This is a genomic window from Pseudomonas sp. C9D1, assembly GCF_056491235.1.
Window position 1 is genome coordinate 1,701,358 of record NZ_JBSZIE010000001.1, and the last position, 26,670, is coordinate 1,728,027.

At 66.7% G+C, this 26,670-nt stretch carries 28 protein-coding genes; 17 read left to right on the forward strand and 11 right to left on the reverse strand.

Translation table 11 applies throughout. The features are described from left to right. Positions 1–16 precede the first annotated feature (16 nt). Positions 17–1,558: a flagellar hook-length control protein FliK gene (fliK, locus tag ACXI0U_RS07910; RefSeq protein ID WP_431484009.1), complete on the reverse strand. Its 1,542-nt coding sequence runs from the start codon at positions 1,556–1,558 to the stop codon at positions 17–19. A gap of 151 nt (positions 1,559–1,709) precedes the next feature. Here fliK and ccmA point away from each other — a divergent pair, with 151 nt between their 5' ends. The 11 genes from ccmA to ACXI0U_RS07965 all read left to right on the forward strand — a co-directional run bounded on the left by ccmA (position 1,710) and on the right by ACXI0U_RS07965 (position 9,867). Next, positions 1,710–2,345, forward strand: coding sequence for a cytochrome c biogenesis heme-transporting ATPase CcmA (ccmA, locus tag ACXI0U_RS07915; RefSeq protein ID WP_031288161.1), 636 nt, complete (start codon positions 1,710–1,712; stop codon positions 2,343–2,345). Continuing rightward, positions 2,342–3,013 (forward strand): heme exporter protein CcmB, encoded by a 672-nt coding sequence (gene ccmB / locus ACXI0U_RS07920; protein WP_021220561.1) that lies wholly within the window; start codon positions 2,342–2,344, stop codon positions 3,011–3,013. Before ccmA ends, ccmB begins: the two co-directional genes overlap by 4 nt. A gap of 165 nt (positions 3,014–3,178) precedes the next feature. After that, positions 3,179–3,934: a heme ABC transporter permease gene (locus ACXI0U_RS07925; protein WP_021220560.1), complete on the forward strand. Its 756-nt coding sequence runs from the start codon at positions 3,179–3,181 to the stop codon at positions 3,932–3,934. Beyond that, on the forward strand, positions 3,931–4,107 hold the full coding sequence (gene ccmD / locus ACXI0U_RS07930; protein ID WP_043245772.1) for a heme exporter protein CcmD: 177 nt from the start codon (positions 3,931–3,933) through the stop codon (positions 4,105–4,107). Before ACXI0U_RS07925 ends, ccmD begins: the two co-directional genes overlap by 4 nt. Continuing rightward, positions 4,104–4,556 (forward strand): cytochrome c maturation protein CcmE, encoded by a 453-nt coding sequence (ccmE, locus tag ACXI0U_RS07935; protein ID WP_021220558.1) that lies wholly within the window; start codon positions 4,104–4,106, stop codon positions 4,554–4,556. Before ccmD ends, ccmE begins: the two co-directional genes overlap by 4 nt. 3 nt (positions 4,557–4,559) lie before the next feature. Continuing rightward, positions 4,560–6,533: a heme lyase CcmF/NrfE family subunit gene (locus ACXI0U_RS07940; protein ID WP_021220557.1), complete on the forward strand. Its 1,974-nt coding sequence runs from the start codon at positions 4,560–4,562 to the stop codon at positions 6,531–6,533. Continuing rightward, positions 6,530–7,066, forward strand: coding sequence for a DsbE family thiol:disulfide interchange protein (locus ACXI0U_RS07945; protein ID WP_479549980.1), 537 nt, complete (start codon positions 6,530–6,532; stop codon positions 7,064–7,066). The genes ACXI0U_RS07940 and ACXI0U_RS07945 overlap by 4 nt, the downstream gene beginning before the upstream one ends. Further along, positions 7,063–7,548 (forward strand): cytochrome c-type biogenesis protein, encoded by a 486-nt coding sequence (locus tag ACXI0U_RS07950; RefSeq protein ID WP_431484011.1) that lies wholly within the window; start codon positions 7,063–7,065, stop codon positions 7,546–7,548. Before ACXI0U_RS07945 ends, ACXI0U_RS07950 begins: the two co-directional genes overlap by 4 nt. Then, positions 7,548–8,756 (forward strand): c-type cytochrome biogenesis protein CcmI, encoded by a 1,209-nt coding sequence (gene ccmI / locus ACXI0U_RS07955; protein ID WP_479549981.1) that lies wholly within the window; start codon positions 7,548–7,550, stop codon positions 8,754–8,756. The genes ACXI0U_RS07950 and ccmI overlap by 1 nt, the downstream gene beginning before the upstream one ends. A gap of 25 nt (positions 8,757–8,781) precedes the next feature. Next, the gene (locus ACXI0U_RS07960; protein ID WP_263402070.1) at positions 8,782–9,186 is read left to right on the forward strand and encodes a hypothetical protein; all 405 of its coding nucleotides are present in this window, start codon (positions 8,782–8,784) and stop codon (positions 9,184–9,186) included. Positions 9,187–9,318: 132 nt separating this feature from the next. Further along, positions 9,319–9,867, forward strand: a complete 549-nt coding sequence (locus tag ACXI0U_RS07965; RefSeq protein WP_479549982.1) for a DUF4124 domain-containing protein — start codon at positions 9,319–9,321, stop codon at positions 9,865–9,867. A gap of 75 nt (positions 9,868–9,942) precedes the next feature. On the opposite strand, the gene ACXI0U_RS07970 is transcribed toward ACXI0U_RS07965, so the two are convergent. From ACXI0U_RS07970 to gcl, 9 genes are all read right to left on the reverse strand, one after another. Then, positions 9,943–10,941: a sulfate ABC transporter substrate-binding protein gene (locus ACXI0U_RS07970; protein WP_479549983.1), complete on the reverse strand. Its 999-nt coding sequence runs from the start codon at positions 10,939–10,941 to the stop codon at positions 9,943–9,945. Positions 10,942–11,028: 87 nt separating this feature from the next. Next, on the reverse strand, positions 11,029–11,646 hold the full coding sequence (locus ACXI0U_RS07975) for an HD domain-containing protein (RefSeq protein ID WP_184488899.1): 618 nt from the start codon (positions 11,644–11,646) through the stop codon (positions 11,029–11,031). Further along, positions 11,633–12,475 (reverse strand): ion transporter, encoded by an 843-nt coding sequence (locus ACXI0U_RS07980; protein ID WP_479549984.1) that lies wholly within the window; start codon positions 12,473–12,475, stop codon positions 11,633–11,635. Before ACXI0U_RS07980 ends, ACXI0U_RS07975 begins: the two co-directional genes overlap by 14 nt. A 53-nt stretch (positions 12,476–12,528) precedes the next feature. Continuing rightward, positions 12,529–13,449 (reverse strand): urea transporter, encoded by a 921-nt coding sequence (locus tag ACXI0U_RS07985; protein WP_431484013.1) that lies wholly within the window; start codon positions 13,447–13,449, stop codon positions 12,529–12,531. Between the two features lie 122 nt (positions 13,450–13,571). After that, complete coding sequence (pyk, locus tag ACXI0U_RS07990) at positions 13,572–14,987, reverse strand: pyruvate kinase (RefSeq protein ID WP_021220547.1); 1,416 nt, start codon at positions 14,985–14,987, stop codon at positions 13,572–13,574. Beyond that, the gene (locus ACXI0U_RS07995) at positions 14,984–16,258 is read right to left on the reverse strand and encodes a glycerate kinase type-2 family protein (RefSeq protein ID WP_350448294.1); all 1,275 of its coding nucleotides are present in this window, start codon (positions 16,256–16,258) and stop codon (positions 14,984–14,986) included. The genes pyk and ACXI0U_RS07995 overlap by 4 nt, the downstream gene beginning before the upstream one ends. A gap of 180 nt (positions 16,259–16,438) precedes the next feature. Next, positions 16,439–17,329: a 2-hydroxy-3-oxopropionate reductase gene (locus ACXI0U_RS08000; protein ID WP_374981520.1), complete on the reverse strand. Its 891-nt coding sequence runs from the start codon at positions 17,327–17,329 to the stop codon at positions 16,439–16,441. A 17-nt stretch (positions 17,330–17,346) separates the two neighbouring features. Then, complete coding sequence (gene hyi / locus ACXI0U_RS08005) at positions 17,347–18,129, reverse strand: hydroxypyruvate isomerase (protein WP_431484014.1); 783 nt, start codon at positions 18,127–18,129, stop codon at positions 17,347–17,349. Positions 18,130–18,189: 60 nt separating this feature from the next. Further along, positions 18,190–19,965, reverse strand: coding sequence for a glyoxylate carboligase (gene gcl, locus ACXI0U_RS08010; RefSeq protein WP_021220543.1), 1,776 nt, complete (start codon positions 19,963–19,965; stop codon positions 18,190–18,192). Positions 19,966–20,301: 336 nt separating this feature from the next. On the opposite strand from gcl, the gene ACXI0U_RS08015 reads away from it, so the two are divergent. The 3 genes from ACXI0U_RS08015 to ACXI0U_RS08025 all read left to right on the forward strand — a co-directional run bounded on the left by ACXI0U_RS08015 (position 20,302) and on the right by ACXI0U_RS08025 (position 22,344). Then, positions 20,302–20,745: a GlcG/HbpS family heme-binding protein gene (locus ACXI0U_RS08015; RefSeq protein ID WP_021220542.1), complete on the forward strand. Its 444-nt coding sequence runs from the start codon at positions 20,302–20,304 to the stop codon at positions 20,743–20,745. A gap of 161 nt (positions 20,746–20,906) precedes the next feature. Next, positions 20,907–21,476, forward strand: a complete 570-nt coding sequence (locus ACXI0U_RS08020; protein ID WP_479549985.1) for an RtcB family protein — start codon at positions 20,907–20,909, stop codon at positions 21,474–21,476. Continuing rightward, positions 21,466–22,344, forward strand: a complete 879-nt coding sequence (locus ACXI0U_RS08025; protein ID WP_479549986.1) for an RtcB family protein — start codon at positions 21,466–21,468, stop codon at positions 22,342–22,344. Before ACXI0U_RS08020 ends, ACXI0U_RS08025 begins: the two co-directional genes overlap by 11 nt. Before the next feature lie 10 nt (positions 22,345–22,354). Here the strand turns inward: ACXI0U_RS08025 and ACXI0U_RS08030 are convergent, their stop codons facing one another. Beyond that, the gene (locus tag ACXI0U_RS08030) at positions 22,355–22,984 is read right to left on the reverse strand and encodes a TetR/AcrR family transcriptional regulator (RefSeq protein ID WP_374981518.1); all 630 of its coding nucleotides are present in this window, start codon (positions 22,982–22,984) and stop codon (positions 22,355–22,357) included. A gap of 218 nt (positions 22,985–23,202) precedes the next feature. Between ACXI0U_RS08030 and moaA the strand changes: the two genes are divergently transcribed. The 3 genes from moaA (at position 23,203) to ACXI0U_RS08045 (ending at position 26,608) form a co-directional block, all read left to right on the forward strand. Beyond that, positions 23,203–24,198 carry a GTP 3',8-cyclase MoaA gene (moaA, locus tag ACXI0U_RS08035; protein ID WP_431484016.1) on the forward strand — a complete coding sequence of 332 codons (996 nt, stop codon included), beginning with the start codon at positions 23,203–23,205 and terminating at the stop codon, positions 24,196–24,198. A gap of 162 nt (positions 24,199–24,360) precedes the next feature. Continuing rightward, positions 24,361–25,719: an 8-oxoguanine deaminase gene (locus ACXI0U_RS08040; RefSeq protein WP_350448298.1), complete on the forward strand. Its 1,359-nt coding sequence runs from the start codon at positions 24,361–24,363 to the stop codon at positions 25,717–25,719. A 76-nt stretch (positions 25,720–25,795) separates the two neighbouring features. Further along, the gene (locus ACXI0U_RS08045; RefSeq protein ID WP_316924944.1) at positions 25,796–26,608 is read left to right on the forward strand and encodes a substrate-binding periplasmic protein; all 813 of its coding nucleotides are present in this window, start codon (positions 25,796–25,798) and stop codon (positions 26,606–26,608) included. Positions 26,609–26,670 lie beyond the last annotated feature (62 nt).

Here is a 26,670-nt window from a genome sequence, read left to right on the forward strand (position 1 = left end):
GGGAAGGAGAGGGGGCTCATGCGGTTTCGTCCACCCAGCGCTGTTGCAGGTTGGTACGCGGGCCTTGCGGCGGTATGCCTTGGCGGCAGGCCAGCTCGCTGACTTCGAGGCCGGCGGAAACCAGGCGCTCGCGCAGGTTGGGCAACTCGCCGTCGATCAGGCTGGCGGTGCGGGCCCGCTCGGCCCAGAGCTGGCTGGAGATGGCGCCGCGCAGCAATTGCGCCTGCACCTGCAGCGGCCCCAACGGCTCCATGTCGAACGCCAGCTCGATGCGCCACAGGGTGTCCTTCTGCTCTTCCTTGCTGCGTTTCTGCGGGCTTTGCTCCTGCTGCACCTTGACCTGCAGGGGCACGATGTCCTGGTTGTTGCGCATGGGCAGTTCCAGCTGCCAGGTGGTCAGCAGGTTGCCCTCGGGAGTCATCTGAGATTGGGCCAGGCTCGACAGCTGGTGGGTCTGCAGGCGCGAGACCGCAGCGGCGGCCATCTTCAGCAGCAGCTCCAGGTCACCTTCGCCTTCGGCCTGCTGCGCCAGGCGCGAGGGCAGGGGAAAGCTCAGTGCCTGCTGGCGGGCGCTGGCCTGGCCGAGGGAGCCCAGGGCGCTGCGGATGAAGGCCGGCAAGGCCTGGGCCATGGCGTTGCTGGCGCCGGCGGTGGGCAGTGCGGCTGGGCCATTGGGCAGGTTGGGCAGCAACTGGGCGATCAGGCGCAGCAGGTTGCCCTTGATGTCCTGGCCCAGTGCGGCGCCGTGGCCGGCCAGCAGCCGGGCCTCCAGCAGCGCGCCGCTGTTCTCCATGGCCTTGGCCAGGAGCTTGGAGTCACTGAGTTGGGCCGCGTCGGGCAAGCTGTTTAGCAGCCGGTCGACGGTGCCACGCAGGTTGCTCGGCAGCTCGTCGCCCATGCCCTTCAAGGCTTGTACCAGGCCTTCCAGTGAGCCCTGGCGGCTTTGCTGGTTGGCCAGTTGCTGGGTCAGGGCGAGCTGGTCGAGCTGGGCGGAGAGGGGGAGAAACTGCAGCGACTGGCTGCTCTGCACCTGAGCGCTGAGCAGGCTGCCGAGGGGCAGCGGCAGCGGGCCTTCCACCGCCATCTGGCGGCCGGCCAGGGGGGTGTTGATCAGGTTGATCAGCGAGCGATAGACCGTGGCGCGCGCTTCGGCCAGTTGCTCGCTGGAAACCACCTTGCCCTGCACCAGGGTGCCCACCGGCAGCTGGTCGAGGTCGATGCTGTCCAGCGCTGCGGTGCCGCCGGGTTGCAGGGCCACCATCAGCTTGGTTTCCGAGACGGCGGTGACGTTGATCAGGCTGCCCTGGGCCAGGGGGCGGTTGCTGCTGGCTTCCACTGTGGCCTGCTGGCCGCCGTTGAGGGTGAGCTTGAGCAGCACCTGGAAGCTGTTCTGTGCCGACTCCTTGACGCTCACCACTTCCGCGTCTGCGCTTTCCCCCGCCGAGAGCAGGCCGTTGATCGGTTGCAGCAGCTTGACCGCGGCTTCCGCGACCGTTTGCACGGGGCGGCTGGCCGGTGGTGTGGCGCTGATGGGGCGCGAGGTGCTGATCTCGGTCATCAAAGGGTTACAACCTGTTGAAAGCCCCCTTCGGGGGCCGTGGATGACATGTATAATGCCGCCCCGTCCGGGCCGGGCGCTGTTTTGCGCGTACCTGAGTATAGCGGCCGGCACCTCCATGACTTGAGTTCCCCCCAGGGTATCCGTTGCCGTGACCAGTCCTTATCTCGAGACCCACGATCTCGCCTGCGAGCGCGACTGGCGCATGCTGTTCGAGCGGCTCGACCTGCGCCTCGGCCATGGCGAGATGCTGCAGGTGGCCGGCCCCAACGGCAGCGGCAAGACCAGCCTGCTGCGCCTGCTCTGCGGGCTGATGCAACCCACCGCCGGCGAAGTACGGCTGAAGGGCGTTGCCCTGGCCGGGCAGCGCGGTGAACTCGCCCGCGAACTGCTCTGGATCGGCCATGCCGCCGGCATCAAGGGGCTGCTCAGCCCCGAAGAGAACCTCGCCTGGCTCTGTGCCCTGCACCAGCCGGCCAGCCGCGATGCCATCTGGCAGGCGCTGGAAGCGGTGGGCTTGCGCGGCTTCGAAGATGTGCCCTGCCATACCCTGTCCGCCGGCCAGCAGCGCCGCGTGGCCCTGGCGCGCCTCTACCTCGACGCGCCGCCGCTGTGGATCCTCGACGAACCCTTCACCGCCCTCGACAAGCAGGGCGTGGCACAACTGGAAGAGCACCTGGCGCAGCACTGCGATAACGGCGGCCTGGTGGTGTTCACCACCCACCACAGCATGAGCCGCGTTCCCGCCGGCTACCGCGAACTCGACCTGGGGCGACGCGCTGCATGATCCGTGTATTCAGCCTGGTCGTGGCCCGCGAGGCGCGCTTGCTGTTCCGCCGACCGGCGGAGCTGGCCAACCCCCTGGTGTTCTTCGCTATCGTCATCGCTCTGTTCCCCCTGGCCGTCGGCCCGGAGACGCAATTGTTGCAAAGCCTTTCTCCGGGGCTGGTCTGGGTGGCGGCCCTATTGGCCGTCCTGCTCTCGCTGGACGGGCTTTTCCGCAGTGATTTCGAAGATGGCTCGCTTGAACAGTGGGTCGTTTCGCCGCACCCCCTGCCGCTTCTGGTTTTGGCCAAGGTGCTGGCACACTGGCTTTTTTCCGGGCTGGCATTGGTACTGCTGGCGCCCCTGCTGGCGCTGATGCTGGGCCTGCCAGCGCGCTGCCTGCCGGTGCTGCTCGGCTCGCTGCTGCTGGGAACGCCGGTGCTGAGCCTGCTCGGTGCCGTCGGTGCGGCCCTGACCGTGGGCCTCAAGCGCGGCGGGCTGTTGCTGGCGCTATTGATTCTGCCGCTGTACATCCCGGTGCTGATTCTTGGCAGCGGGGCGATGCAAGCGGCCCTGCAAGGACTGCCTGCAGTCGGCCACCTGTTGTGGCTGGCCTGCCTCACCGCCCTGGCGGTGACCCTGACTCCCTTTGCCATAGCCGCCGGCCTGACCATCAGCGTCGGCGAATAAGAAACAGAGTTGCCTGATCATGAGAAAGCTGTTGAAAAACGTAGCGAGCGCAGCCGAGACAAGGCGAAAGCAGGCGAGGGCGCGGAGTTTAGGCGCCCTAAATGAGCAGCCCGAGCCTGCTTTCAACGCCGTATCGGCAAGCGCAGTAGTTTTGAGGCAGCTTTCATGAACTGGACCTGGTTCCACAAGCTGGGCTCGCCCAAATGGTTCTATGAGATCAGCGGCCGCTGGCTGCCCTGGTTCGCCTGGGCGGCGGGCATCCTGATAACCGCCGGCCTGGTCTGGGGCCTGGCCTTCGCGCCGCCGGACTACCAGCAGGGCAACAGCTTCCGCATCATCTACATCCACGTGCCGGCCGCCTTCCTGGCGCAGTCTTGTTACGTGATGCTGGCGGTGTGCGGCGTGGTCGGGCTGGTGTGGAAGATGAAGCTTGCCGACGTCGCCTTGCAGGCCGCCGCCCCCATCGGTGCCTGGATGACCGCCATCGCGCTGCTTACTGGTGCCATCTGGGGCCGCCCGACCTGGGGCGCCTGGTGGGTCTGGGATGCCCGACTGACGTCGATGCTCATCCTCCTTTTCCTCTACTTCGGTGTCATTGCCCTGGGCCAGGCGATCAGCAATCGTGACAGCGCCGCCAAGGCCTGCTCGGTGCTGGCCATCGTCGGCGTGATCAACATTCCGATCATCAAGTACTCGGTGGAGTGGTGGAACACCCTGCACCAGCCGGCGACCTTCACCGTGACCGAGAAGCCGGCCATGCCCGCCGAGATGTGGGTGCCGCTGCTGATCATGGTGCTGGGCTTCTACTGCTTCTTCGCCGCGGTCCTGATGATGCGCATGCGCCTCGACGTGCTGCGCCGCGAGGCGCGGGCCAGCTGGGTCAAGGCCGAGGTCAAGGCGCTGGTGGAGAAGGCATCGTGAATTTCGCGTCGTTCGGTGAGTTCATCGCCATGGGCCATCACGGCCTCTATGTCTGGAGCGCTTACGGCATCAGCCTGGCCATCCTGATTCTCAACGTCGCGCTGCCGCTGCTGGCGCGCCGTCGCTACCTGCAAGACGAGGCGCGTCGTTTGCGCCGGGAGGAGTCGAAGTGAATCCGATCCGCAAGAAGCGCCTGTTCATCATCCTGGCCATCCTGGCCGGTGTGGGAATCGCCGTGGCGCTGGCGTTGTCGGCGCTGCAACAGAACATCAACCTGTTCTACACCCCCACGCAGATCGCCAACGGCGAAGCGCCCAAGGACACCCGCATCCGCGCGGGCGGCATGGTCCGCGACGGCTCGGTGCAGCGCTCGCAGGACTCCCTCGAAGTGCAGTTCGTGGTCACCGACTTCGCCAAGGACGTGACCATCCGCTACCACGGCATCCTCCCGGACCTGTTCCGCGAAGGGCAGGGCATCGTCGCCCTGGGCAAGCTGGACGCCGACGGCGTACTGGTGGCCGATGAAGTGCTGGCCAAGCACGACGAGAAGTACATGCCGCCGGAAGTGACCAAGGCGCTGAAAGAAAGCGGCCAGATGGCCCCCGCGAAGAAAGAGGGCTGACCCATGATTCCCGAACTCGGCCACCTGGCCCTGATCCTCGCCCTGTGCATGGCCGCCGTGCAGGCGACTCTGCCGCTGATCGGCGCCTGGCGCGGCGACCGCCAATGGATGAGCCTGGCCCAGCCAGCAGCCTGGGGGCAGTTCGCCTTCCTCGCCTTCGCCTTCGGCTGCCTCACCTACGCCTTCATGGTCGACGACTTCTCCGTCTCCTATGTGGCCAGCAACTCCAACAGCGCGCTGCCCTGGTACTACAAGTTCAGCGCCGTATGGGGCGCCCACGAGGGCTCGCTGCTGCTCTGGGCGCTGATCCTCGGCGGCTGGACCTTCGCCGTGTCGGTGTTCTCCCGCCAACTGCCGGAGGTGATGCTGGCCCGCGTGCTCGCGGTGATGGGGATCATCAGCATCGGCTTCCTGTCGTTCCTGATCATCACCTCCAACCCCTTCAATCGCCTGCTGCCGAACATGCCGGCCGACGGCAACGACCTCAACCCGCTGCTGCAGGACTTCGGCCTGATCGTCCACCCGCCGATGCTCTACATGGGCTACGTGGGCTTCTCGGTGGCCTTCGCCTTCGCCATCGCCGCGCTGCTGGGCGGTCGCCTCGACGCCGCCTGGGCGCGCTGGTCGCGCCCGTGGACCATCGTCGCCTGGGCCTTCCTCACCGTCGGCATCGTGCTGGGCTCCTGGTGGGCCTACTACGAACTCGGCTGGGGCGGCTGGTGGTTCTGGGACCCGGTGGAAAACGCCTCCTTCATGCCCTGGCTGGTGGGCACCGCGCTGATCCACTCCCTGGCGGTGACCGAGAAGCGCGGCGTGTTCAAGAGCTGGACGGTGCTGCTGGCCATCGCCGCCTTCTCCCTCAGCCTGCTGGGTACCTTCCTGGTTCGCTCCGGCGTGCTCACCTCGGTGCACGCCTTCGCGTCGGACCCGGAGCGTGGGGTGTTCATCCTGATCTTCCTGCTGATGGTGGTGGGCGGTTCGCTGACCCTGTTCGCCGTCCGCGCGCCGGTGGTCAAGAGCCAGGTGGGCTTCGCCCTCTGGTCCCGCGAGACCCTGCTGCTGGTGAACAACCTGGTGCTGGTGGTGGCCGCCTCGATGATCCTCCTCGGCACCCTCTACCCGCTGGTGCTGGACGCGATCTCCGGCGCCAAGCTGTCGGTGGGGCCGCCGTACTTCAATGCCCTGTTCGTGCCGCTGATGGCGCTGCTGATGCTGGTGATGGCCGTGGGCGTGCTGGTGCGCTGGAAGGACACCCCGCTGAAGTGGCTGCTGGGCATGCTCGGCCCGGTGCTGCTCGCCAGCCTGGTGCTCGGCGTGGTGGCGGCGTACGTCTACGGCGACTTCCACTGGGCGGTGCTGGCGGTGTGCTGCCTGTCCGCCTGGGTGGTACTGGCCGGTGTGCGTGACCTGCTCGACAAGACCCGCCACAAGGGCCTGCTCAAGGGTTCCCGCAGCCTGACCCGCAGCTACTGGGGCATGCAGCTTGCCCACCTCGGCATCGCCGTGTGTGCACTGGGTGTGGTGCTTTCGAGCCAGTACAGTGCCGAGCGCGACCTGCGCCTGGAGCCGGGCGAGTCCATGGAGCTGGCCGGCTACCGCTTCGTGTTCGAGGGCGCTGCCCACCACGAAGGCCCCAACTTCACCTCCGACAAGGGCACCGTGCGCGTGCTCGACGGTGACCGCGAGATCGCCGTGCTGCACCCGGAGAAGCGCCTGTACACCGTGCAGCAATCGATGATGACCGAGGCCGGCATCGATGCCGGCCTCACCCGCGACCTCTACGTGGCCCTGGGCGAGCCCCTGGGCGATGGCGCCTGGGCCGTGCGCGTGCACGTCAAACCCTTCGTCCGCTGGATCTGGTTCGGTGGCCTGCTGATGGGCCTCGGCGGGGTGCTGGCGGCGTTCGACCCGCGTTACCGGGTCAAGGTGAAGACCCGCGTGCGTGATGCGCTGGGCATGGCTGGAGCACAAGCATGAAGCGCCTGATCCTGTTGCTGCCCCTGGCGATCTTCCTGGGTGTGGCGGTGTTCCTCTACCGCGGGCTGTTCCTCGACCCCGCCGAGCTGCCCTCGGCGCTGATCGACAAGCCGTTCCCAGCGTTCTCCCTGCAGTCCGTGGACGGCTCGCGCACCCTCACCGAGGCGGACCTCAAGGGCAAGCCGGCGCTGGTCAACGTCTGGGGCACCTGGTGCATTTCCTGCCGGGTCGAGCACCCGGTGCTGAACAAGCTGTCGCAGATGGGCGTGGTGATCCACGGCGTCAACTACAAGGATGACAACGCCGCTGCGCTGAAATGGCTGCAGGAGTTCCATAACCCCTACCAGCTGGACATCCGCGACGAGAAGGGCAGCCTCGGGCTGGACCTGGGCGTCTATGGCGCCCCCGAGACCTTCCTGATCGACAAGAACGGCATCATCCGCCACAAGTTCGTCGGCGTGATCGACGAGGTCGTCTGGCGCGAGCAACTGGCGCCGCTGTACCAGGCCCTGGTCGACGAGGCCGGTCAATGAAGCGCCTGATCGCTGCCCTGGCCCTTGGCCTCGCCCTTACCGGCGTGGCCCGCGCCGCCATCGACACCTACGAGTTCAAGGACGAGTCGGAGCGCGAGCGCTTCCGTGTGCTCACCGAAGAACTGCGTTGCCCCAAGTGCCAGAACCAGAACATCGCCGACTCCAACGCCCCCATCGCCACCGACCTGCGTCGCGAGATCTTCCGCATGCTGGAAGAGGGCAAGGGCGACGACGAGATCGTCGACTTCCTGGTGGCCCGCTATGGCGATTTCGTGCGCTACAAGCCGCCGGTCAACGGCCGCACCCTGCTGCTCTGGTACGGCCCGGCGGGCCTGCTGGTGGGTGGCCTGCTGGTGCTCGGGGTGATCGTGCTGCGTCGCCGTCGCGTGGAGAACGCGCCGGGTGATGCACTGCTTACCAGCGATGAGCGTGCCCGTCTGGATGCGCTGCTCAATCAAGAGACTCAGGACAAGAACCACTGATGATCGATTTCTGGCTCGCCGCCGGCCTGCTTCTGCTGGTCGCGCTCGCATTCCTGCTGATCCCCGTGCTGCGTGGCCGCAAGGCCCAGGCCGAAGAGGACCGCACCGCACTCAACGTCGCCCTGTACCAGGAGCGCCTGGCCGAACTCCAGGGCCAGCGCGCCGCCGGCACCCTGACCGAAGCACAACTCGAAGCGGGCCGCGCCGAAGCCGCCCGTGAGCTGCTGGCCGACACCGAAGGCGCCGACCTGGGTCGCACCTCGCGCCTGGGCAAGGCCTTGCCGCTGGCCGCCGCACTGGCGGTGCCGCTGCTGGGCATCGGCCTGTACCTGCACTGGGGCGCCAGCGACAAGGTGGAGCTGGCCCGCGAAATGCGCGAGCAGCCGCAGACCATCGAAGAGATGACCACGCGCCTGGAGAAGGTCGTCAAGGCCCAGCCGGATTCCGCCGAGGGCTGGTACTTCCTCGGCCGCACCTACATGGCCCAGCAGCGCGTCGCCGATGCCGCCAAGGCCTACGAGCGTGCCGTGGAGATCGCCGGCCGCCAGCCTGAACTGCTGGGGCAATGGGCGCAGGCGCTGTATTTCGCCAGCGACAAGCGCTTCACCCCCGAGGTGCAGGCACTGACCGAGGAGGCCCTGAAGGCCGACGCCAACGAAGTCACCAGCCTTGGCCTGCTGGGCATCGCCGGTTTCGAGGATGGCCGCTTCACCGACGCCATCGGCTACTGGGAGCGCCTGATCGCCGTGCTGGCGCAGGACGACCCGTCCCGCGCGGCGCTGCAGGGCGGTATCGACCGGGCCCGCGAGAAGCTCGCCGAGAAGGGTGAAGCCCAGCCCGAGCCGGAGACCTTCACCAAGTCCATGCCGCAGCTGAAGGTCCGTGTGGACCTGGCCGCCGCGCTCAAGGACAAGGTGCAGCCGGACGACGCGGTGTTCATCTTCGCCCGCGCCGCCGAAGGCCCGCCCATGCCGCTGGCGGTGAAGCGCCTGACGGTGAAGGAACTGCCGGCCGAGGTGTTGCTCAGTGACGCCGACGCGATGATGCCGCAGTTGAAGATCTCCAACTTCGCCCAGGTGCAACTGGTGGCGCGCATCTCCCGCGAGGGCAATGCCAAGGCAGGCGAATGGATCGGACGCAGCGCGCCGTTGTCTAGTGCTGTACAGGAGCAGCAGCGCCTGACCATCGACAGCCCGGACCAGCCCTGATCCACCGACCGACGAGCATGCAGCCATGAATTCGACCCTTCGACTTTCCCTTGCCTGCCTGCTCCTCGGCCTTGCCGGTTGCTCCCTGCAACCGCCAGCCCCTGATCACGGCGGCAGCGCGGGTACGCCCCAGCAGTTGCCGCCGCCCGGCCAGCAGAACCGCCCGCCGGTGACGCCCTCCCAGCCGCTGCCGCCCAAGGTCACGCGGATGAAGTCCCACCCGCGCTACGCACCGCCGCCCGGCGCTGCCTGCTACTGGGATACGGCCCTGGGCGTCTATGTGCTCGAAGGCCAGCAGGACCTCTATTACCGCGAGCGCACCTACTACCGCTGGAACCAGGGCTGGACCTGGTCCAACAGCCCCACGGGCCCCTGGCAGCCGACCGACTCCAGCGGCGTGCCCGCCGGCCTGGGGCGTCGCCATCCCTGAGCCCATGACCGCGCACCCGGACGCGCGGTCATGGCCATCCGACCACTGCCCATCTGCCGCATGGACAGCGTTCTACCCCTTGTGTACTGTGCTGGCGTTCTGCCATTTGGAGCACAAGGATGTTCGCTCGTCTTGCCTTGGTCTTCCGTGACCCTTCTCACCACCTCCAGCGCGTTCGCCCAGGTCTACCAGTGGCGCGACGAGCAGGGGAAGGTGCATTTCACCGACACCCCGCCCCCTGAAAGCCGCAATGTCACCGAGCAGAAGCTGCAGGTGAACACCATCCAGGGGCTGGACGACTCTGAGGTCCAGCGCACCTCGTCCCGCAAGATGTTCGAGGACGACGAGGAAGAGCTGAACCCCGGCCAGCTGCACCAGAAGGGCATGGTGCAGTGTGCCGCCGCCATCCGCCGCATGCCGTCCTTGATCACCGAGACGCAGAAGATCGGCCGTGAGGCGGTGCGCCAGAAGCGCGCCACCCAGGCGCAGCTGGATGACGCCATGTACAAGATGGACACCGCCTACAAGGAAATGAAACGCAACGAGAAGGCCTGCGCGAGCGACTACGCGAAGGGTGGCACCGCGCGCCTGGCGGTGAACTGCCTGGCCGATACCGACGACGTGATGAGCTTCGGCCTGTGCATGAAGTTCGGCGAGTGGGCGAGCACCTTCGGGCAGTGATGCCGATCGCTCCAGCCTGATCCGCAATGAAAAACGGCGACCCGAGGGTCGCCGTTTTCGTGTCTGCCGCCTGCCTTACTGGCCGGTGTAGACCTGGTCGAATACGCCACCGTCGTTGAAGTGGGTCTTCTGCACGTCACGCCAGTTGCCGAAGGTCTTCTCCACGGAGAGGAACTCCACCTTGGGGAAGCGATCAGCGAACTTGGCGAGGATCTCCGGGTTGCGCGGGCGCAGGTAGTTATTGCCGGCGATGGTCTGGCCTTCGTCGCTCCACAGGTACTTGAGGTACGCCTCGGCGGCCTCGCGGGTGCCTTTCTTGTCCACCACCTTGTCGACCACGGCCACCGGCGGCTCGGCTTCGGCGGAGACGCTCGGGTAGACCACTTCGAAGCCGCCACGGCCGAACTCGCGGGCGATCATCTCGGCTTCGTTCTCGAAGGTCACCAGTACGTCGCCGATCTGGTTCTGGATGAAGGTGGTGGTGGCGGCGCGACCACCGGTGTCCAGGACCGGGGCCTGCTTGAACAGCTTGCCGACGAATTCCTTGGCCTTGTTCTCGTCACCGCCGTTCTTCAGCACGTAGCCCCAGGCGGAGAGGTAGGTGTAGCGGCCGTTACCCGAGGTCTTGGGGTTGGGCACGACGACTTGCACGCCGTCCTTGAGCAGGTCCGGCCAGTCTTTCAGGCCCTTGGGGTTGCCCTTGCGCACGATGAACACGGTGGCGGAGGTGAAGGGTGCACTGTTGTTCGGCAGGCGCTCGGCCCAGTTCTGCGGCACCAGGCCGCCGTTGTCGGCCAGGGCGTTGATGTCGGTGGCCTGGTTCATGGTGATGACGTCGGCGGGCAGCCCGTCGATCACCGCACGGGCCTGCTTGCTGGAGCCGCCGTGGGACATCTGCAGGGTGATGTTCTCGCCTTTCTCCTGCTGCCAGTGCTTCTGGAAGGCGGTGTTGTAGTCCTTGTAGAAGTCGCGCATCACGTCGTAGGAGACGTTGAGCAGGGTGGGGGCGGCCTGGGCCGCGCTGGCCAGTGCCAAGCTCGCTGCCAGCAGCGAAGCGGAGAACAGACGTTTCACGGATCGTTCCTTCTAGGGAGTGAGAGCAAGGGAATATAGCGGTGTGCCATATATTCTTTTAAATACTGAAAACGAATTTGCTTATTCTCAGGCCAATGCTTGCAGCGCGCCAAGCAGATTCGCGCGCGCCGGCTGCTCCCAGCGCTGCGCCAGCGGTCTCTTGTGGTAGAGGCGGGGCATGTCCAGCAACTGCTTCAGCAACTTGCTGCGGGCTGCGCGGAACAGTGGCTCGGGCACCCATTCGTACTCGGCGCGCACGGCCTTTTCATAGGCGTCGTACTGGGCGGGCGGTGCGGCGAGGATCGACAGGTCCAGGTCCACCACCAGCTCGGCATCCCCGGCGCGCGGCGGCTCCATGTGGCGGGTGGCGAGGATCAGCCCGCGCAGCGCTTCGCCATGGTCGCCGAGCCCGGCTTCCAGCAGCCAGATGACCGTCTGCTCGGCGCTGGCGGCTTCGTTGTCCTGGCGCTGCGGGTCGTACACCAGGTCATGGGTCCAGAGCGCCAGCTCGACCCGGTCGGGGTGGTCGGCCAGGTGGCTCCACTCGTCGAAATGGCCCAGGCACGCGGCGATGTGGGTGGTGCTGTGGTACTGGCGCTGGGGCGTGCCATAGGCCGCCTGCAGGTGCTCGAAGCTGCCTTCGGGAGCCGGGGCGCCCAGGCGTAGCCAGAGGGCGTCCCAGCGTGCCTGATCAAGTTGCTTCATGTTCGCCTCCTCGGGGGAAGAGCGGGTTGCCGCAGCGGCTGCAGAAGCTCGCGGCGGATTCGTGGCTGCGTTTGCGGCAGGTGGGGCATTCCTGGTCCAGCTGCCCCTCCTGGCGCATGGCGTTGGCCAGCTCGGCGCTGAAGATACCCGTGGGCACGGCGATGATCGAGTAGCCGGTGATCATCACCAGGCTCGCCACCGCCTGGCCCAGCGCCGTTTTCGGGGTGATGTCGCCAAAGCCGACGGTGGTCAGGGTAACCACCGCCCAGTAGATGCTGGTGGGGATGCTGGTAAAACCGTTCTCCGGCCCTTCGATCACGTACATCAGCGCGCCGAAGACCACCACCAGGGTGGAGACGCTGAGGAGGAATACCACGATCTTCTGGCGGCTGCTGCGCAGCGCGCTGAGCAGGAAGTTCGCCTGCACCAGGTAGTGGCGCAGCTTGAAGATGCGGAACACCCGCACCAGGCGCAGGGCGCGGATGATCAGCAGGTACTGGGCGTCCGCGTAGAAGAGCGCGACCACGCCGGGGATGATGGCCAGCAGGTCCACCAGGCCGAAGAAGCTGAAGGCATATCGCAGCGGTTTCGGTGAGCTGTACAGGCGCAGCAGGTACTCCGCCGCGAACAGCCCGGTGATGACCCATTCGAGGCCGGACAGCAGCCCGGCATGACGGGTGTGGATGTGCTCGACGCTGTCCAGCAGCACGATCACCAGGCTGGCCAGGATCAGCCAGATGAGCCAGGTGTCGAAGCGCCGCCCGGCCGGGGTATCGGCCTGGAAGATGATGCTGTGCAGGCGCGCGCGCCTGCTGTTTGCCTCGGCCATGGAGTCCTCCTCAGGAGACGAACCTTAGCAGAGCCGAAGCCGCCCGCCGCCTCTCAGTGGCGCAAGCGGGTAGGGCGCGGCCCGGTGCCGTTCTGGCGCAGCAGGCGGCCACCGGCGATCACCAGCCAGCAGGCGAGGATGAAGGGCGCCGTCATGGCGGGCAGCTGGAAGGCGACGAAGCCCGGTTGCAGCAGTGCGCCGAGGGCGACGCCGATGACGACCACCGGCAGGCTGGCGAGGCGCTTGCCCAGGGTGATGCCGATGAGCACGCCGTTGAGGCTGAACAGCCCGGCCAGCAGGGCGTCGGTGGGCAGCCTGAGCCAGAGGCCGAGGGCCAATGACAGCGTGCTGCCGAACAGGGCCCAGAGCGCCACCCGCCAGGAGGCCAGCAGCAACCCGAGGAACACGCAGGCCCCGGCCAGCGGGTCGGCGAGGAAGATCACCTGGCCGAAGCCGCGCAACAGGGCGAGGGCCAGGCCGGCGGCATCGGCGTCGAGAATGGCTGCCGGCGGGGTTGGCAGGGCGGTCAGTTGCAGTCCATGGGCCAGCCACAGCAGCACCCAGCCGAAGCCGACGAAGGGGCTGGTGAAGGCGGGCAGCCACTCGCGTTCCCGGGCGTTGCGCAGCAGGCGGTGCAGCAGCAGGGTGGAAAGGCCGGCGCAGCAGATGATCAGCAGTGGCAGGTGCAGCGTCCAGGCGAAGCGCGTGCACAGCAGCATGCCCAGCAGCACGCCGTTGTAGCCATAAAGGCCGGCCTCCACGTCGTCACGCGGGTAGCCCCGGCGCAGGGCGGTGAGCCAGCTGGCGAAGCCGCCGAGCAGTGCACCACCGAGCAGCTCCGGCGCGCCGATGGCGATGGCGCAGAGCAGGAGGATGCCGCAGCCGGGGTGGCGCTGCAGGAATATCTGGCTGAAACCGTTGAGCTGGGCGCTGGCCCAGGAACGGGCATCACAAGGCAGAGAAAGGTGTCGCATGGCAGTGGCCGGTTGAAAGGGAAAAGGCGCCCGTCCCTGGGGACGCGGCGCCTGCGAGTGGCATTCGACCTGCCGAAGCAGGGCGGCCCGGTGCGTCTATGCGCGCCGTGGCCGTGCGTGGATCAGTCCAGGTGCTCGATGCGCAGCATGTTGGTGGTGCCCGGCTGGCCCAGGGGCACGCCGGCGGTGATCACCAGGGTGTCGCCACTGCGGGCCATGCCCTGGGCGCGGGCGATCTCCAGGGCGGTGCCGGTGACGTCCTCGACCTTGTCCAGGCGCTGGTTGACCACCGAGTAGATGCCCCAGGCGACGGTCAGGCGGCGTGCGGTCTCCAGGCTCGGGGTGAGGCTGAGGATCGGCGCCTTGGGCCGCTCGCGGGAGGCGCGCAGGCTGGAGCTGCCGGACTCGGTGTAGTTCACCAGGGCCGCCACCGGGAGGATGCTGCTGATGCGGCGGATGGCGCAGCTGATGGCATCCGAGGCGGTGGCTTCGGCCTGCGGGCGGCTGACGTCGAGCTGGGACTGGAAGTCCGGGCCCTGTTCCACCTGGCGGATGATCTTGCTCATCATCTGCACGGTTTCCAGCGGGTAGTCACCGGAGGCGGTCTCGGCGGAGAGCATCACCGCGTCGGTGCCTTCGGCCACGGCGTTGGCGACGTCCGTCACCTCGGCGCGGGTCGGCGCCGGGGAGAAGCGCATGGACTCCAGCATCTGGGTAGCGACCACCACCGGGCGGCCGAGCTGGCGGCAGGTGCGGATGATGTCCTTCTGGATGCGCGGCACGTTCTCGGCCGGCACTTCGACGCCCAGGTCGCCACGGGCAACCATGATGGCATCGCACAGGCGGGCGATTTCTTCCAGGTGCTGCACGGCCGAGGGTTTCTCGATCTTGGCCATCAGCGCGGCACGGCCCTGGATCAGGCCGCGGGCTTCGACGATGTCTTCAGGGCGCTGGACGAAGGAGAGGGCGACCCAGTCGACGCCCAGTTCCAGGCCGAAGTCGAGGTCGCGGCGGTCCTTGGGCGTCAGCGGGGAAAGCTGCAGCACCGCTTCGGGGACGTTGACGCCCTTGCGGTCGGACAGCTCGCCACCGGCGATCACCTGGGTGTCGATGGCATCGGCGTGCTTGGCGGTCACCTGCAGGCGCAGGCGGCCGTCGTCCAGCAGCAGGTTCATGCCCGGCTGCAGGGCTTCGATGATTTCCGGGTGGGGCAGGTTGACCCGGGTGGCGTCGCCCGGAGTGGCGTCCAGGTCCAGGCGCAGGGCCTGGCCGCGCTCGAGGTGGACCTTGCCTTCGGCGAAGCGGCCGACGCGCAGCTTGGGCCCTTGCAGGTCCATGAGGATGCCGATGGGGCGGGACAGCTGGCGTTCGACCTCGCGCACCCACTGGTAGCGCTGGGCGTGGTCGGCGTGTTCGCCGTGGCTGAAGTTGAGGCGGAACAGGTTGACCCCGGCCTCCACCAGTTGGCGGATGTCGTCGACGCCTTTGATGGCAGGGCCGAGGGTGGCGAGGATTTTGACTTTCTTGTCGGCGGTCATTGTGCGGGGCTCTCGAGAATCAGGATGGCGCGGAAGTCGTTGACGTTGGTGCGGGTCGGCTCGGTGACGATCAGGCTGTCCAGGGCGGCGAAGTAGCCGTAGCCGTTGTTGTTGTCGAGCTCGTCGCTGGCGGACAGGCCGAGTTCGGCGGCGCGGGCATGGCTGGCCGGGGTCATGATGGCGCCGGCGTTGTCTTCCGAGCCGTCGATGCCGTCGGTGTCGCCGGCCAGGGCGTAGACGCCGGGCAGGCCCTTGAGGGTGTTGGTCAGGCTCAGCAGGAATTCGGCGTTGCGCCCGCCGCGGCCGTTGCCGCGTACGGTGACGGTGGTCTCGCCGCCGGAGAGGATCACGCAGGGCGGCTTGATCGGCTGGCCGTGGAGGACGATCTGCCGGGCGATGCCGGCATGGACCTTGGCCACCTCGCGGGATTCGCCCTCCAGGTCGCCGAGGATGATCGGCGTGAGGCCGGCGGCGCGGACCTTCTCGGCGGCGGCATCGAGGGACTGCTGGGGCGTGGCGATCAGCTGGAAGTGGCTGCGCGAGAGCACCGGGTCACCGGGCTTCACGGTCTCGGAGCGCGGGTCCAGCAGCCAGGCGCGGACGTTGGCCGGCACCTCGATCTGGTAGCGGGCGAGAATCGCCAGGGCTTCGGCCGAGGTGGTCGGGTCGGCGACGGTGGGGCCGGAGGCGATTACGGTGGCTTCGTCGCCGGGCACGTCGGAGATGGCGTAGGTGTAGACGCTGGCCGGCCAGCAGGCCTTGGCCAGGCGGCCGCCCTTGATCGCCGAAAGGTGCTTGCGCACACAGTTCATCTCGGAGATGGAGGCGCCGGATTTCAGCAGGGCCTTGTTGATCGCCTGCTTGTCCTTGAGGCTGATGCCTTCGGCGGGCAGCGCCAGCAGCGAGGAGCCGCCGCCGGAGAGGAGGAAGATCACCCGGTCGCTCTCGGACAGGCCGCTGACCAGCTTGAGCACGCGCTGTGCGGTTTCCAGCCCGGCGGCATCCGGCACCGGGTGTGCGGCTTCGACCACTTCGATGCGGCGGCAGTTGGCGCCGTGCCCGTAGCGGGTTACCACCAGGCCGGAGATCTCACCCTGCCATTCCTGCTCGATCACCTCGGCCATGGCGGCTGCGGCCTTGCCGGCACCGATGACGATGACGCGGCCGCTGCGGTCGGCGGGCAGGTGGTCGGCCAGCACCTGGCGGGGGTGGGCGGCGTCGATGGCGGTGGCGAAGAGGTCGCGCAGCAGGCTTTGCGGATCGAAGGACATGACAGACTCCGGAGGGGTGCTGAATTCTTGTTCTGGTGGTGCTTTCGAGGGCGATTGCAGTCCCCAGCCGCCGCGTGCAGCGGCTCGGGACTGGAATCGACCTCCCTGGCCATTGGGCCGTGACTCCGCCAGCCAGGAAGGTCGAAAGGGGTGCCGGGCGGGTGCCCGGCGAAGTGCGGCTTACTCTTTACGGATGGAGAAATTGGCCATGTGCTCCAGGCCCTTCACCAGTGCGGAGTGGTCCCAGTTGCTGCCACCGATGGCGGCGCAGGTGCTGAACACCTGCTGGGCGTTGGCGGTGTTGGGCAGGTTCAGGCCCAGCTCGCGTGCGCCGGCCAGGGCCAGGTTGAGGTCCTTCTGGTGCAGGCTGATGCGGAAGCCCGGGTCGAAGGTGCCCTTGATCATGCGCTCGCCGTGCACTTCGAGGATCTTCGAGCCGGCGAAACCACCCATCAGCGCTTCGCGGACCTTGGCCGGGTCGGCACCGTTCTTGGCGGCGAACAGCAGGGCTTCGGCAACGGCCTGGATGTTCAGGGCGACGATGATCTGGTTGGCGACCTTGGCGGTCTGGCCATCACCGTTGCCACCGACGCGGGTGATGTTCTTGCCCATGGCCTGGAACAGCGGCAGGGCGCGTTCGAAGGCGTTCGGGCAGCCACCGACCATGATGCTCAGGGTCGCGGCCTTGGCGCCGACTTCACCGCCGGATACCGGGGCGTCCAGGTAAGAAGCGCCGGTGGCCTTGACCTTCTCGGCGAAGGTCTTGGTGGCGGTCGGGGAGATGGAGCTCATGTCGATCACGACTTTGCCGGCGCCAACGCCTTCGACCACGCCGTCCTTGCGGAACAGTACGTCGTCGACCTGGGGGGTGTCCGGAACCATGATGATGATGAATTCGGCTTCCTGGGCCACTTCGCGCGGGTTGGCCAGGGCAACGCCGTTGTCGCCGACCAGGTCGGCGGGCGCCTTGTCGAAGTGCTCGGAGAAGAACAGGGTGTGGCCGGCTTTCTGCAGGTTCTGAGCCATGGGCTTGCCCATGATGCCGGTGCCGATGAATCCGATCTTGGCCATGTGGATTACCTCTTTTCTTAGATGGCGTTATGGGTTTTCAGCCAGCCAAGGCCGGCGGCGGTGGTGGTGGCGGGCTTGTATTCACAGCCGACCCAGCCCTGGTAGCCGATGCGGTCCAGGTGCTCGAAGAGGAAGCGGTAGTTGATCTCGCCGGTGCCCGGCTCGTTGCGGCCGGGGTTGTCGGCCAGCTGCACGTGGTTGATCACGGCGAGGTTGCCTTCCACGGTGCGGGCCAGGTCACCTTCCATGATCTGCATGTGGTAGATGTCGTACTGCAGGAACAGGTTGGCGCTGCCGACCTTCTCGCGAATGGCCAGGGCTTGCTTGGTGGTGTTCAGGTAGAAGCCCGGGATGTCGCGGGTGTTGATCATTTCCATGACCAGGCGCAGGCCGGCGGCTTCCAGCTTGTCGGCGGCGTACTTCAGATTGTCGACGAAGGTCTTCTCGACGGTGGCGCAGTCCGGGCCCTGGGGGCGGATGCCGGCCAGGCAGTTGACCTGCTTGTTGCCGAGCACCTTGGCGTAGGCGATGGCCTTGTCCACGCCGGCGCGGAATTCCTCGACGCGGTCGGGGTGGCAGGCGATGCCGCGCTCACCCTTGGCCCAATCGCCAGCGGGCAGGTTGAACAGCACCTGTTCCAGCTTGTTGGCGTCCAGGCGGGCCTTGATCTCTTCGGCCGGGAAGTCATAGGGGAAGAGGTATTCGACACCGGTGAAACCGGCTTCGGCAGCGGCGGCGAATCGGTCCAGGAAGTCGACTTCGGTGAACAGCATCGACAGGTTGGCGGCAAAACGGGGCATGAAGTTTCTCCTCGGTAGACGTCCCTCTCCCGCCACGAACGGGAGAGGGGGCATTGCTCGTCAGTCCAGCATCGAGATGGCAGTCGGGGCGTCGGCGCCACGCAGGGCCAGTTCCTCGAACTCGTTGACGGCGTTGATCTCGGTACCCATGGAGATGTTGGTGACACGCTCCAGGATGACCTCGACTACGACCGGTACGCGGAACTCTTCCATCAGCTTGCGAGCCTGGGCGAAGGCACCCTGCAGCTCGTTGGCGTCGAACACGCGGATCGCCTTGCAACCCAGGCCCTCGACCACGGCGACGTGGTCGACGCCGTAGCCGTTGAGCTCCGGTGCGTTGATGTTTTCGAAGGACAGCTGCACGCAGTAGTCGATCTCGAAGCCACGCTGCGCTTGGCGGATCAGGCCCAGGTAGGAGTTGTTCACCAGCACGTGGATGTAGGGCAGGTTGAACTGCGCGCCCACGGCCAGTTCTTCGATCATGAACTGGAAGTCATAGTCGCCGGACAGCGCGACCACTTGGCGAGCCGGGTCGGCCTTGACCACGCCGAGAGCGGCGGGGATGGTCCAGCCCAGCGGGCCGGCCTGGCCGCAGTTGATCCAGTGGCGCGGCTTGTACACGTGCAGGAACTGGGCACCGGCGATCTGCGACAGGCCGATGGTGCTGACGTAGCAGGTGTCCTTGCCGAAGAACTCGTTCATCTCTTCGTAGACGCGCTGGGGCTTGACCGGCACGTTGTCGAAGTGGGTCTTGCGCTGCAGGGTGCGCTTGCGCTCGCGGCAGGATTCGGCCCAGGCGTTGCGGTCCTTCAGCCTGCCGGCGGCTTTCCACTCGCGGGCGACTTCCAGGAAAGCGTCCAGCGCGGAACCTGCGTCGGAGACGATGCCCAGGTCCGGGGTGAATACGCGGCCGATCTGGGTCGGTTCGATATCGACGTGGATGAAGCGGCGGCCTTGGGTGTAGACATCGACGGAGCCGGTGTGGCGGTTGGCCCAGCGGTTGCCGATGCCGAACACCAGGTCGGATTCCAGCAGCGTGGCGTTGCCGTAGCGGTGCGAGGTCTGCAGGCCGCACATGCCGGCCATCAGCGCGTGGTCGTCGGGGATGGTGCCCCAGCCCATCAGGGTCGGGATCACCGGCACGCCGGTCAGCTCGGCGAACTCCACCAGCTTCTCGGAGGCGTCGGCGTTGATGATGCCGCCACCAGCGACCAGCAGCGGGCGCTCGGCGTCGTTGAGCATGGCCAGGGCCTTCTCGGCCTGGATGCGGGAAGCGGACGGCTTGTTCACTGCCAGCGGCTGGTAGGCCTCGATGTCGAACTCGATCTCGGCCATCTGCACGTCGAAGGGCAGGTCGATCAGCACGGGGCCGGGGCGGCCGCTGCGCATTTCGAAGAAGGCCTTCTGGAAGGCGTAGGGAACCTGGCCCGGCTCGAGGACGGTGGTCGCCCACTTGGTCACCGGCTTGACGATGTTGGTGATGTCGACGGCCTGGAAGTCTTCCTTGTGCAGGCGTGCACGGGGAGCCTGGCCGGTGATGCAGAGGATCGGGATGGAGTCGGCGGACGCCGAGTACAGGCCGGTGACCATGTCGGTGCCGGCGGGGCCGGAGGTACCGATGCACAGGCCGATGTTGCCCGGGTTGGTACGGGTGTAGCCCTCGGCCATGTGCGAGGCGCCTTCGACGTGACGAGCCAGTACATGGTCAATGCCGCCGATTTTGTTCAGTGCAGCGTAAAGCGGGTTGATGGCGGCGCCGGGGATGCCGAACGCGGTGTCGATACCTTCGCGGCGCATCACCAGGACGGCGGCCTCGATTGCTCTCATTTTGGCCATGTTTTGTGCCTCTTTTCTTGTGAAAATTGTATACAAAGTGCTTGGGCCGGATTCTATTCAGCTGCCGACTCAAGGGTCAAGGAGATTTGTCGGGCGAAATGTCGCAGGCTGGTGAATCTTTAAAACGCCCGTTTGATGCGGCTTCTAGAGCTTTATAGGTACAGTGGCAGAATGACTGTATACAAAATTAATTTTAATTGTATATCTGGATTGATTTTTTTGTGTTCGGTGAGATAGTTGAGAAAAGCACCGCCATTCGTACCCCGGCTCCGTGAAGGCCAGCACCACCCGGCGACGTGCCAATGGTTTCAACCACTCCCCTGAGGAAGCCTCACGATGAGCACCCTGTCCCTGGAAACCGCCGTCAGCATCTCCAACCGCGCACTGGCCATCGGTCGCGAGCTGCGTACCGCCCCCCTGACCATCGCCGTGCTGGATGCCGGCGGTCACCTGATCACCCTGCAACGTGAAGACGGCGCGAGCATGCTTCGCCCGCAGATCGCCATCGGCAAGGCATGGGGCGCCGTTGCCCTGGGCAAGGGCTCGCGCCTGATCGCCGCCGACGCCCAGCAGCGCCCGGCCTTCATCGGTGCGGTGAACAACCTGGCGGACGGCAACCTGGTGCCGGCGCCGGGCGGTGTGCTGATCCGCAACCAGGCGGGCGAGGTGATCGGCGCCATCGGCATCAGCGGCGACACCTCCGACATCGACGAGCAGTGCGCCATCAGCGGCGTGGAGTCGGTGGGCCTGAAGGCCGATGCCGGCATCGCTGCGGCCTGATCCCCTCCCGTGCCTCCCGGCTGCGGGAGGCACCCTGGCGCAGGTGTTGAATCGCCCCGGCGATGCCGCTACCATCCGCGCCGTCCCTTTCTGCTGCTGACGGACATCCACATCGCCAATTCGGCGATGTCTTTTTTCGTCTGTCGAAAAAGCAGCATTCCATGAAGAAGACTCCCTTCAAGCGGGTTCAGCAGAAGCTGGCCCGATCCGGCGTGGCCATCAGCCGCGTCAATGGCAACACCCTGTCCGTTTCCTCACTGAACAGCGCCGGCCTGGGTGCCAGCATCCTGTTGCCCGAATCCTTTCCCATCGAGGAAAAGGCGGTGCTGCAGCTGCTGGATTTCGCCGGTGTGTCTCACCCCGAAGGGGGTGAGGTGCGTTGCGCCTGCGCGACGCCGGACTTTCACGCCGGCTCCGGCATCCCAGTGGGCTCGGTGATCGTCACCAGCCCCGACATGGTGATTCCCCAGAGCATCGGTACCGATATCAACTGCGGCATGCGCCTGCATCGGCTGGGCATCCACTACGACGCCTTCCTCGCACGCAAGGCGGAATGGGTGGAGCGGGTGCGCGGCGACCTGTTGGGCGGCACCCGCAACATTCCCACCGCGCCGGGCGACATGACCGCGCTGTTCGCCGGTGGGCTGGGTGATTTCTGGAGTGCGGTGGGGGCGTCGCTCCAACCGCGACGGGCTCCTGGCGCGGCTCGACCTGGAGCAGGTGACGCGTGAACTGGCCGGGCTGCACCCGTCGTCGTTCGCCCGTGGCGAGGCGGCCTACGCACCCGAGGCGCTGCAGAACACGGGCCGCGCGGTACTGCGCGACCCGGGGCTGGGCACCATCGGCGGTGGCAACCACTTCGTCGAGGTGCAGGTGGTGACCGAACTGGTGGACCGGCGCGCCTGCTTCGAGCGCGGGCTGTCAGTGGGGCAGGTGGTGGTGATGATCCACACCGGCTCGCGGGATGTCGGCTTCCATGTCGGCCGTCGCTGGATGGACAAGGCCCGGGAGCTGTGGCCCAAGGGAATGAAGCACCCCGAGTCCAAGGTGTTCGCCCTGGTGGGCGAGATGGCCGGGCAATACCTGCTGGCCATGCACAGTGCGGCCCATTACGCCGATGCCAACCGGGCGCTGATCGCCGAGATGGTGCGCCAGCGCACCCGCGAGCTGTTCGGGCCGGACACCGAAGCGCCGCTGCTGGTGGATGTGCCCCACAACATCGTGCTGCAGGAGGCGGTGGGCAACGTGCATCGCAAGGGCGCGACGCCGGCCTATGCGGGGCAGGACCTGCTCATCCCCGGCAGCATGGGCCATGACTCCTACCTGCTCACCGGGCTCGGCAACGAGCGCTGGCTGAGCTCGGCCAGCCACGGCGCGGGGCGCTCGATGTCGCGCAGCGAGATCCTCTTCAAGGGCCGCAAGGACCCGGGCATTCTCGGACTGGAGCGGGTGCAGTGCATCACCACCCGCGAGGAGCGGCTGATCGAGGAGGCGCCTGGTGCCTATAAGGAGATCGGCGAAGTGGTGCGTTCGCAGGTGGAGGAGGAAACGGTGGCGGTGATCGCCCGGTTCAGCCCGGTGCTCACCTTCAAGGCCTGAGGGGAGCCCCTCAGGCGCTCTGCGCCTGGGGGACTTCTTCCACTTCGCAGCCTTTCAGCACGAGGCGGATGATGGTGTCGGCGGCGGCTTCGTAATCGGCATCGCTGAGGCTGGCCTTGCCGGTGACGACGGAGATCTGCCAGTCGAAGTCGGCATAGGTCTGGGTCGCGGCCCAGATGCTGAACAGCAGGTGGCTGGGGTCGATCCTGGCCATCAGCCCCTGGTCGATCCAGCTCTGGATGCAGGCGATGTTGTGGCGGGCCTGCTCGTTCAGGTGGGCGGTCTGCTCGGCGGAGAGGTGCGGCGCGCCGTGCATGATCTCGCTGGCGAACACCTTGGAGGCGTAGGGCAGCTCGCGGGAGATGCGGATCTTCGAGCGGATGTAGGCCTTGAGCACATCACCCGGGTGCCCGCCCGCATTGAACGGGTGGGAGGCGGCCAGCAACGGCTCGACGATGCTTTCGAGCACCTCGCGATAGAGGTTCTCCTTGGACTTGAAGTAGTAGTAGACGTTGGGCTTTGGCAGGCCGGCCTTGGCTGCGATGTCGCTGGTCTTGGTGGCGGCGAAACCCTTGTCGGCAAACTCTTCACTGGCTGCCCGCAGGATCAGCTCTTTATTGCGCTCGCGAATGCTGCTCACATCTGCTCCTCTGTGCACTCGCCGGTGCCGTCACGGGTCGGCTGGCGGGCGGTCGGGCATGGTAGCACCGGGCTCCCGGGCCTCTCAAGCAAGCGGGTAGGGCGCTGCAGGGGCCGGGCGAAAGGTTTCTGTATACAAGATTTGCGATTTCTGTTTTTATTCCGCATCCGTCCATGCCGCCGGGGTCCTGACCGGCGCGTGTTGCGGCAGGCTGCACCATGCAAGACAGCACATTGCGCGACCCCTTCGGTCGCCGGATCACCTACCTGCGCCTCTCGGTCACCGACCGTTGCGACTTCCGTTGCACCTACTGCATGAGCGAAGACATGGTCTTCGCTCCGCGGGCGCAGATACTCAGCCTCGAAGAACTCTACGCCGTGGCCGATGCTTTCATCGGGCTCGGGGTCAAGCGCATCCGCGTGACCGGTGGCGAGCCGCTGGTGCGCAAGGGCGTGACCGGCCTGCTGGCCCGGCTCGGCGCCCGTAGCGAACTGGATGACCTGGCCATCACCAGCAACGGCTCGCAGCTCGCCCACATGGCCCAGGACCTGCGCGCCGCCGGCGTTACCCGCCTCAATATCAGCCTCGATTCCCTGCAGCGCGAGCGCTTCGCCGCCTTCACCCGTCGCGATAGCCTCGACCAGGTGCTGGCCGGCATCGACGCCGCGCGTGCGGCCGGCTTCCGTCGCATCAAGCTCAACACCGTGGTGCAGAAGGGCCGCAATGACGATGAGGTGGAGGACCTGGTGGCCTTCGCCGTCGAACGCGATCTGGATATTAGCTTCATCGAGGAGATGCCCCTGGGCAGCATCTCCAGCCACGAGCGCAAGGTCACCCTGTGCACCTCCGAAGAGGTGCGCGAGCGGGTCGAACAGCGCTTCCAGCTGCTGCTCAGCAGCCATCGCACCGGTGGCCCCTCGCGTTACTGGCAGGTGATCGGCAGCAATACCCAGGTCGGTTTCATTTCCCCCCACAGCCGCAACTTCTGCGGCGACTGCAACCGCGTGCGCGTCACCGCCGAAGGCAAGCTGGTGCTGTGCCTCGGCCACGAAGGTGCACTGGACCTCAAGGCCCTGATCCGTCGCCACCCCGGTGACAACGATCGACTCCGCGCAGCCCTGGTGGATGCCCTGAGGCTGAAGCCGGAGCGGCACCATTTCGAGGCGGACTCCCAGGTACAGGTAGTCCGCTTCATGAGCACCACCGGCGGCTGATCGGGCTGCTGGGCTTAGGCCCGGCTGCGTTGCGCCCTCTCGCCGTACGTACCGTACTGTCTTCGAGGGCGCGCCTTGCCGGTCCGTCTCCCAGCAACCCGATCCGTTGCTGCATTCCTTTTCAAGAACAAGAGCGCCCTGAAGGGCTGAGGAGATTGAGGCATGGGCAAGACATTGCTGGTGAAGAACGCTGACCTGCTGGTCACGATGGACGGCGAGCGCCGTGAGCTGAAGCAGGGCGGGCTGTTCATCGAGGACAACATCATCCGTCAGGTGGGGCCGAGCGCCGAGCTGCCGCAGACCGCCGACGAGGTGCTGGACCTCAAGGGCCATATCGTCATCCCCGGCCTGGTCAACACCCACCACCACATGTACCAGAGCCTCACCCGCGTGGTGCCGGCCGCCCAGGACGGCGAGTTGTTCAACTGGCTGACCAACCTCTACCCGATCTGGGCGCGGCTGACCCCGGAGATGATCCAGGTCTCCACCCAGACGGCCATGGCCGAGCTGATCCTCTCCGGCTGCACCACCTCCAGCGACCACCTGTACATCTACCCCAACGGCTGCAAGCTGGACGACAGCATCCACGCCGCCGGGGAGATCGGCATGCGCTTCCACGCTGCGCGCGGCAGCATGAGCGTCGGCCGCAGCCAGGGCGGCCTGCCGCCGGATTCGGTGGTGGAGAAGGAGGCGGACATCCTCAAGGAGTCCCAGCGCCTGATCGAGGATTACCACGACGCGTCCCACGGCTCGATGCTGCGGGTGGTGGTGGCGCCGTGCTCGCCCTTCTCGGTGAGCCGCGACCTGATGCGCGAGGCGGCGGTGCTGGCGCGCCAGTACGGCGTGTCGCTGCACACCCACCTGGCGGAGAACGTCAACGACATCGCCTACAGCCGCGAGAAGTTCGGCATGACCCCGGCCGAATACGCCGAGGACCTGGGCTGGGTCGGCCATGACGTGTGGCACGCCCACTGCGTGCAGCTCGACCAGCACGGCATCGACCTGTTCGCCCGTACCGGCACCGGTGTCGCCCACTGCCCCTGCTCGAACATGCGCCTGGCGTCCGGCATCGCGCCGATCCGCCGCATGCGTGACGCCGGCGTACCGGTCGGGCTGGGTGTCGACGGTTCGGCGTCCAACGACGGCGCCACCATGATCGGCGAGGTGCGCCAGGCGCTGCTGCTGCAACGCGTGGGCTTCGGCCCTGATGCGATGACCGCGCGCGAGGCCCTGGAGATCGCCACCCTGGGCGGCGCCAAGGTGCTCAACCGCAACGACATCGGCGCCCTGGCGCCGGGCATGGTGGCGGACTTCGTCGCCTTCGACCTGAAGCAGATTGCCTTTGCCGGTGCCCTGCACGACCCGCTGGCGGCGCTGGTGTTCTGCGCCCCGGCCCAGGTCTCCCACAGCGTGATCAACGGCCGCCAGGTGGTGAAGGACGGCCAGCTGGTGACGGTCGACCTGCCGCGGGTGATCGAGCGCCACAACCGCCTCGCCCACCAACTGGTGCTGGGTGAGTGATGACGAGCTGGCCGCGCTTGCCTCGCGGCCGGCCCCTGTTCCTCGACAGAAGGAGAGTCTCTTGAGAACACGGTATCTGGGTTGGCTGCTGGCCGGCCTGTTGCCCCTGGGCGCCGCCCATGGGGAAAGCTATGTGGTAGGCGTCGAGCGCCAGTCCTTCCAGCCGCACTACTGGGTCGACGAGCAGGGCGAGTACCGCGGCTTCGCCCGCGAGGTGCTGGACCTTTTCGCCCGCAGCGAGCACATCGAACTGAGCTACCGCGCAGTGCCGGTCACCGAACTCACCGGGCGCCTGCTCAAGGGCGAGGTGGATCTGAAGTACCCGGACAGCCCCGAATGGGCCGACGACCTCAAGGCCGGCAAGCCCATGGCCTATAGCGAGCCGGTAGTGGGCTACGTGGATGGCGTGCTGGTGGAGCCCCAGCGGGTCGGGCAGGGCGTCGAGACCCTGCAGCGGTTGGCCATGGTGCAGGGTTGGACGCCCCGTGGCTACCAGTCGCGCATCGACGAGGGCAAGGTGCAGCTGGTGCAGGGCAACGACCTGCGGCAGATGATCCGCCAGGCGTTGAAGAAGCAGGCTGACGGCGCCTATTTCAACGTGGTGGTCGCCACCTATTACCTGGACAACATCCGTGCCCGCCCGGGTGCGCTGGTGTTCGACCCCTCGCTGCCGCACACCCGTGGCACCTTCCAGCTCTCCAGCTCCCGTCACCCCGAGCTGATCCAGCGCTTCAACCGCTTCCTGGCCGAACACAAGGGCGAGGTGGACGCGCTCAAGGCGCAGTACCGCGTCGAGGCCAACCTCGATTCCGAGTACATGGGCCTGGAGCAGTGGAAGGTGGATTACCTGAAGCGGCAGAAGAGCAAGGACGCCCCCGCCAAACCCTGATCGACGAACGGGCCGCTCCGCGTGGGGCGGCCCGTATCCCGCCGACTCGCTCCGCTTGCGGT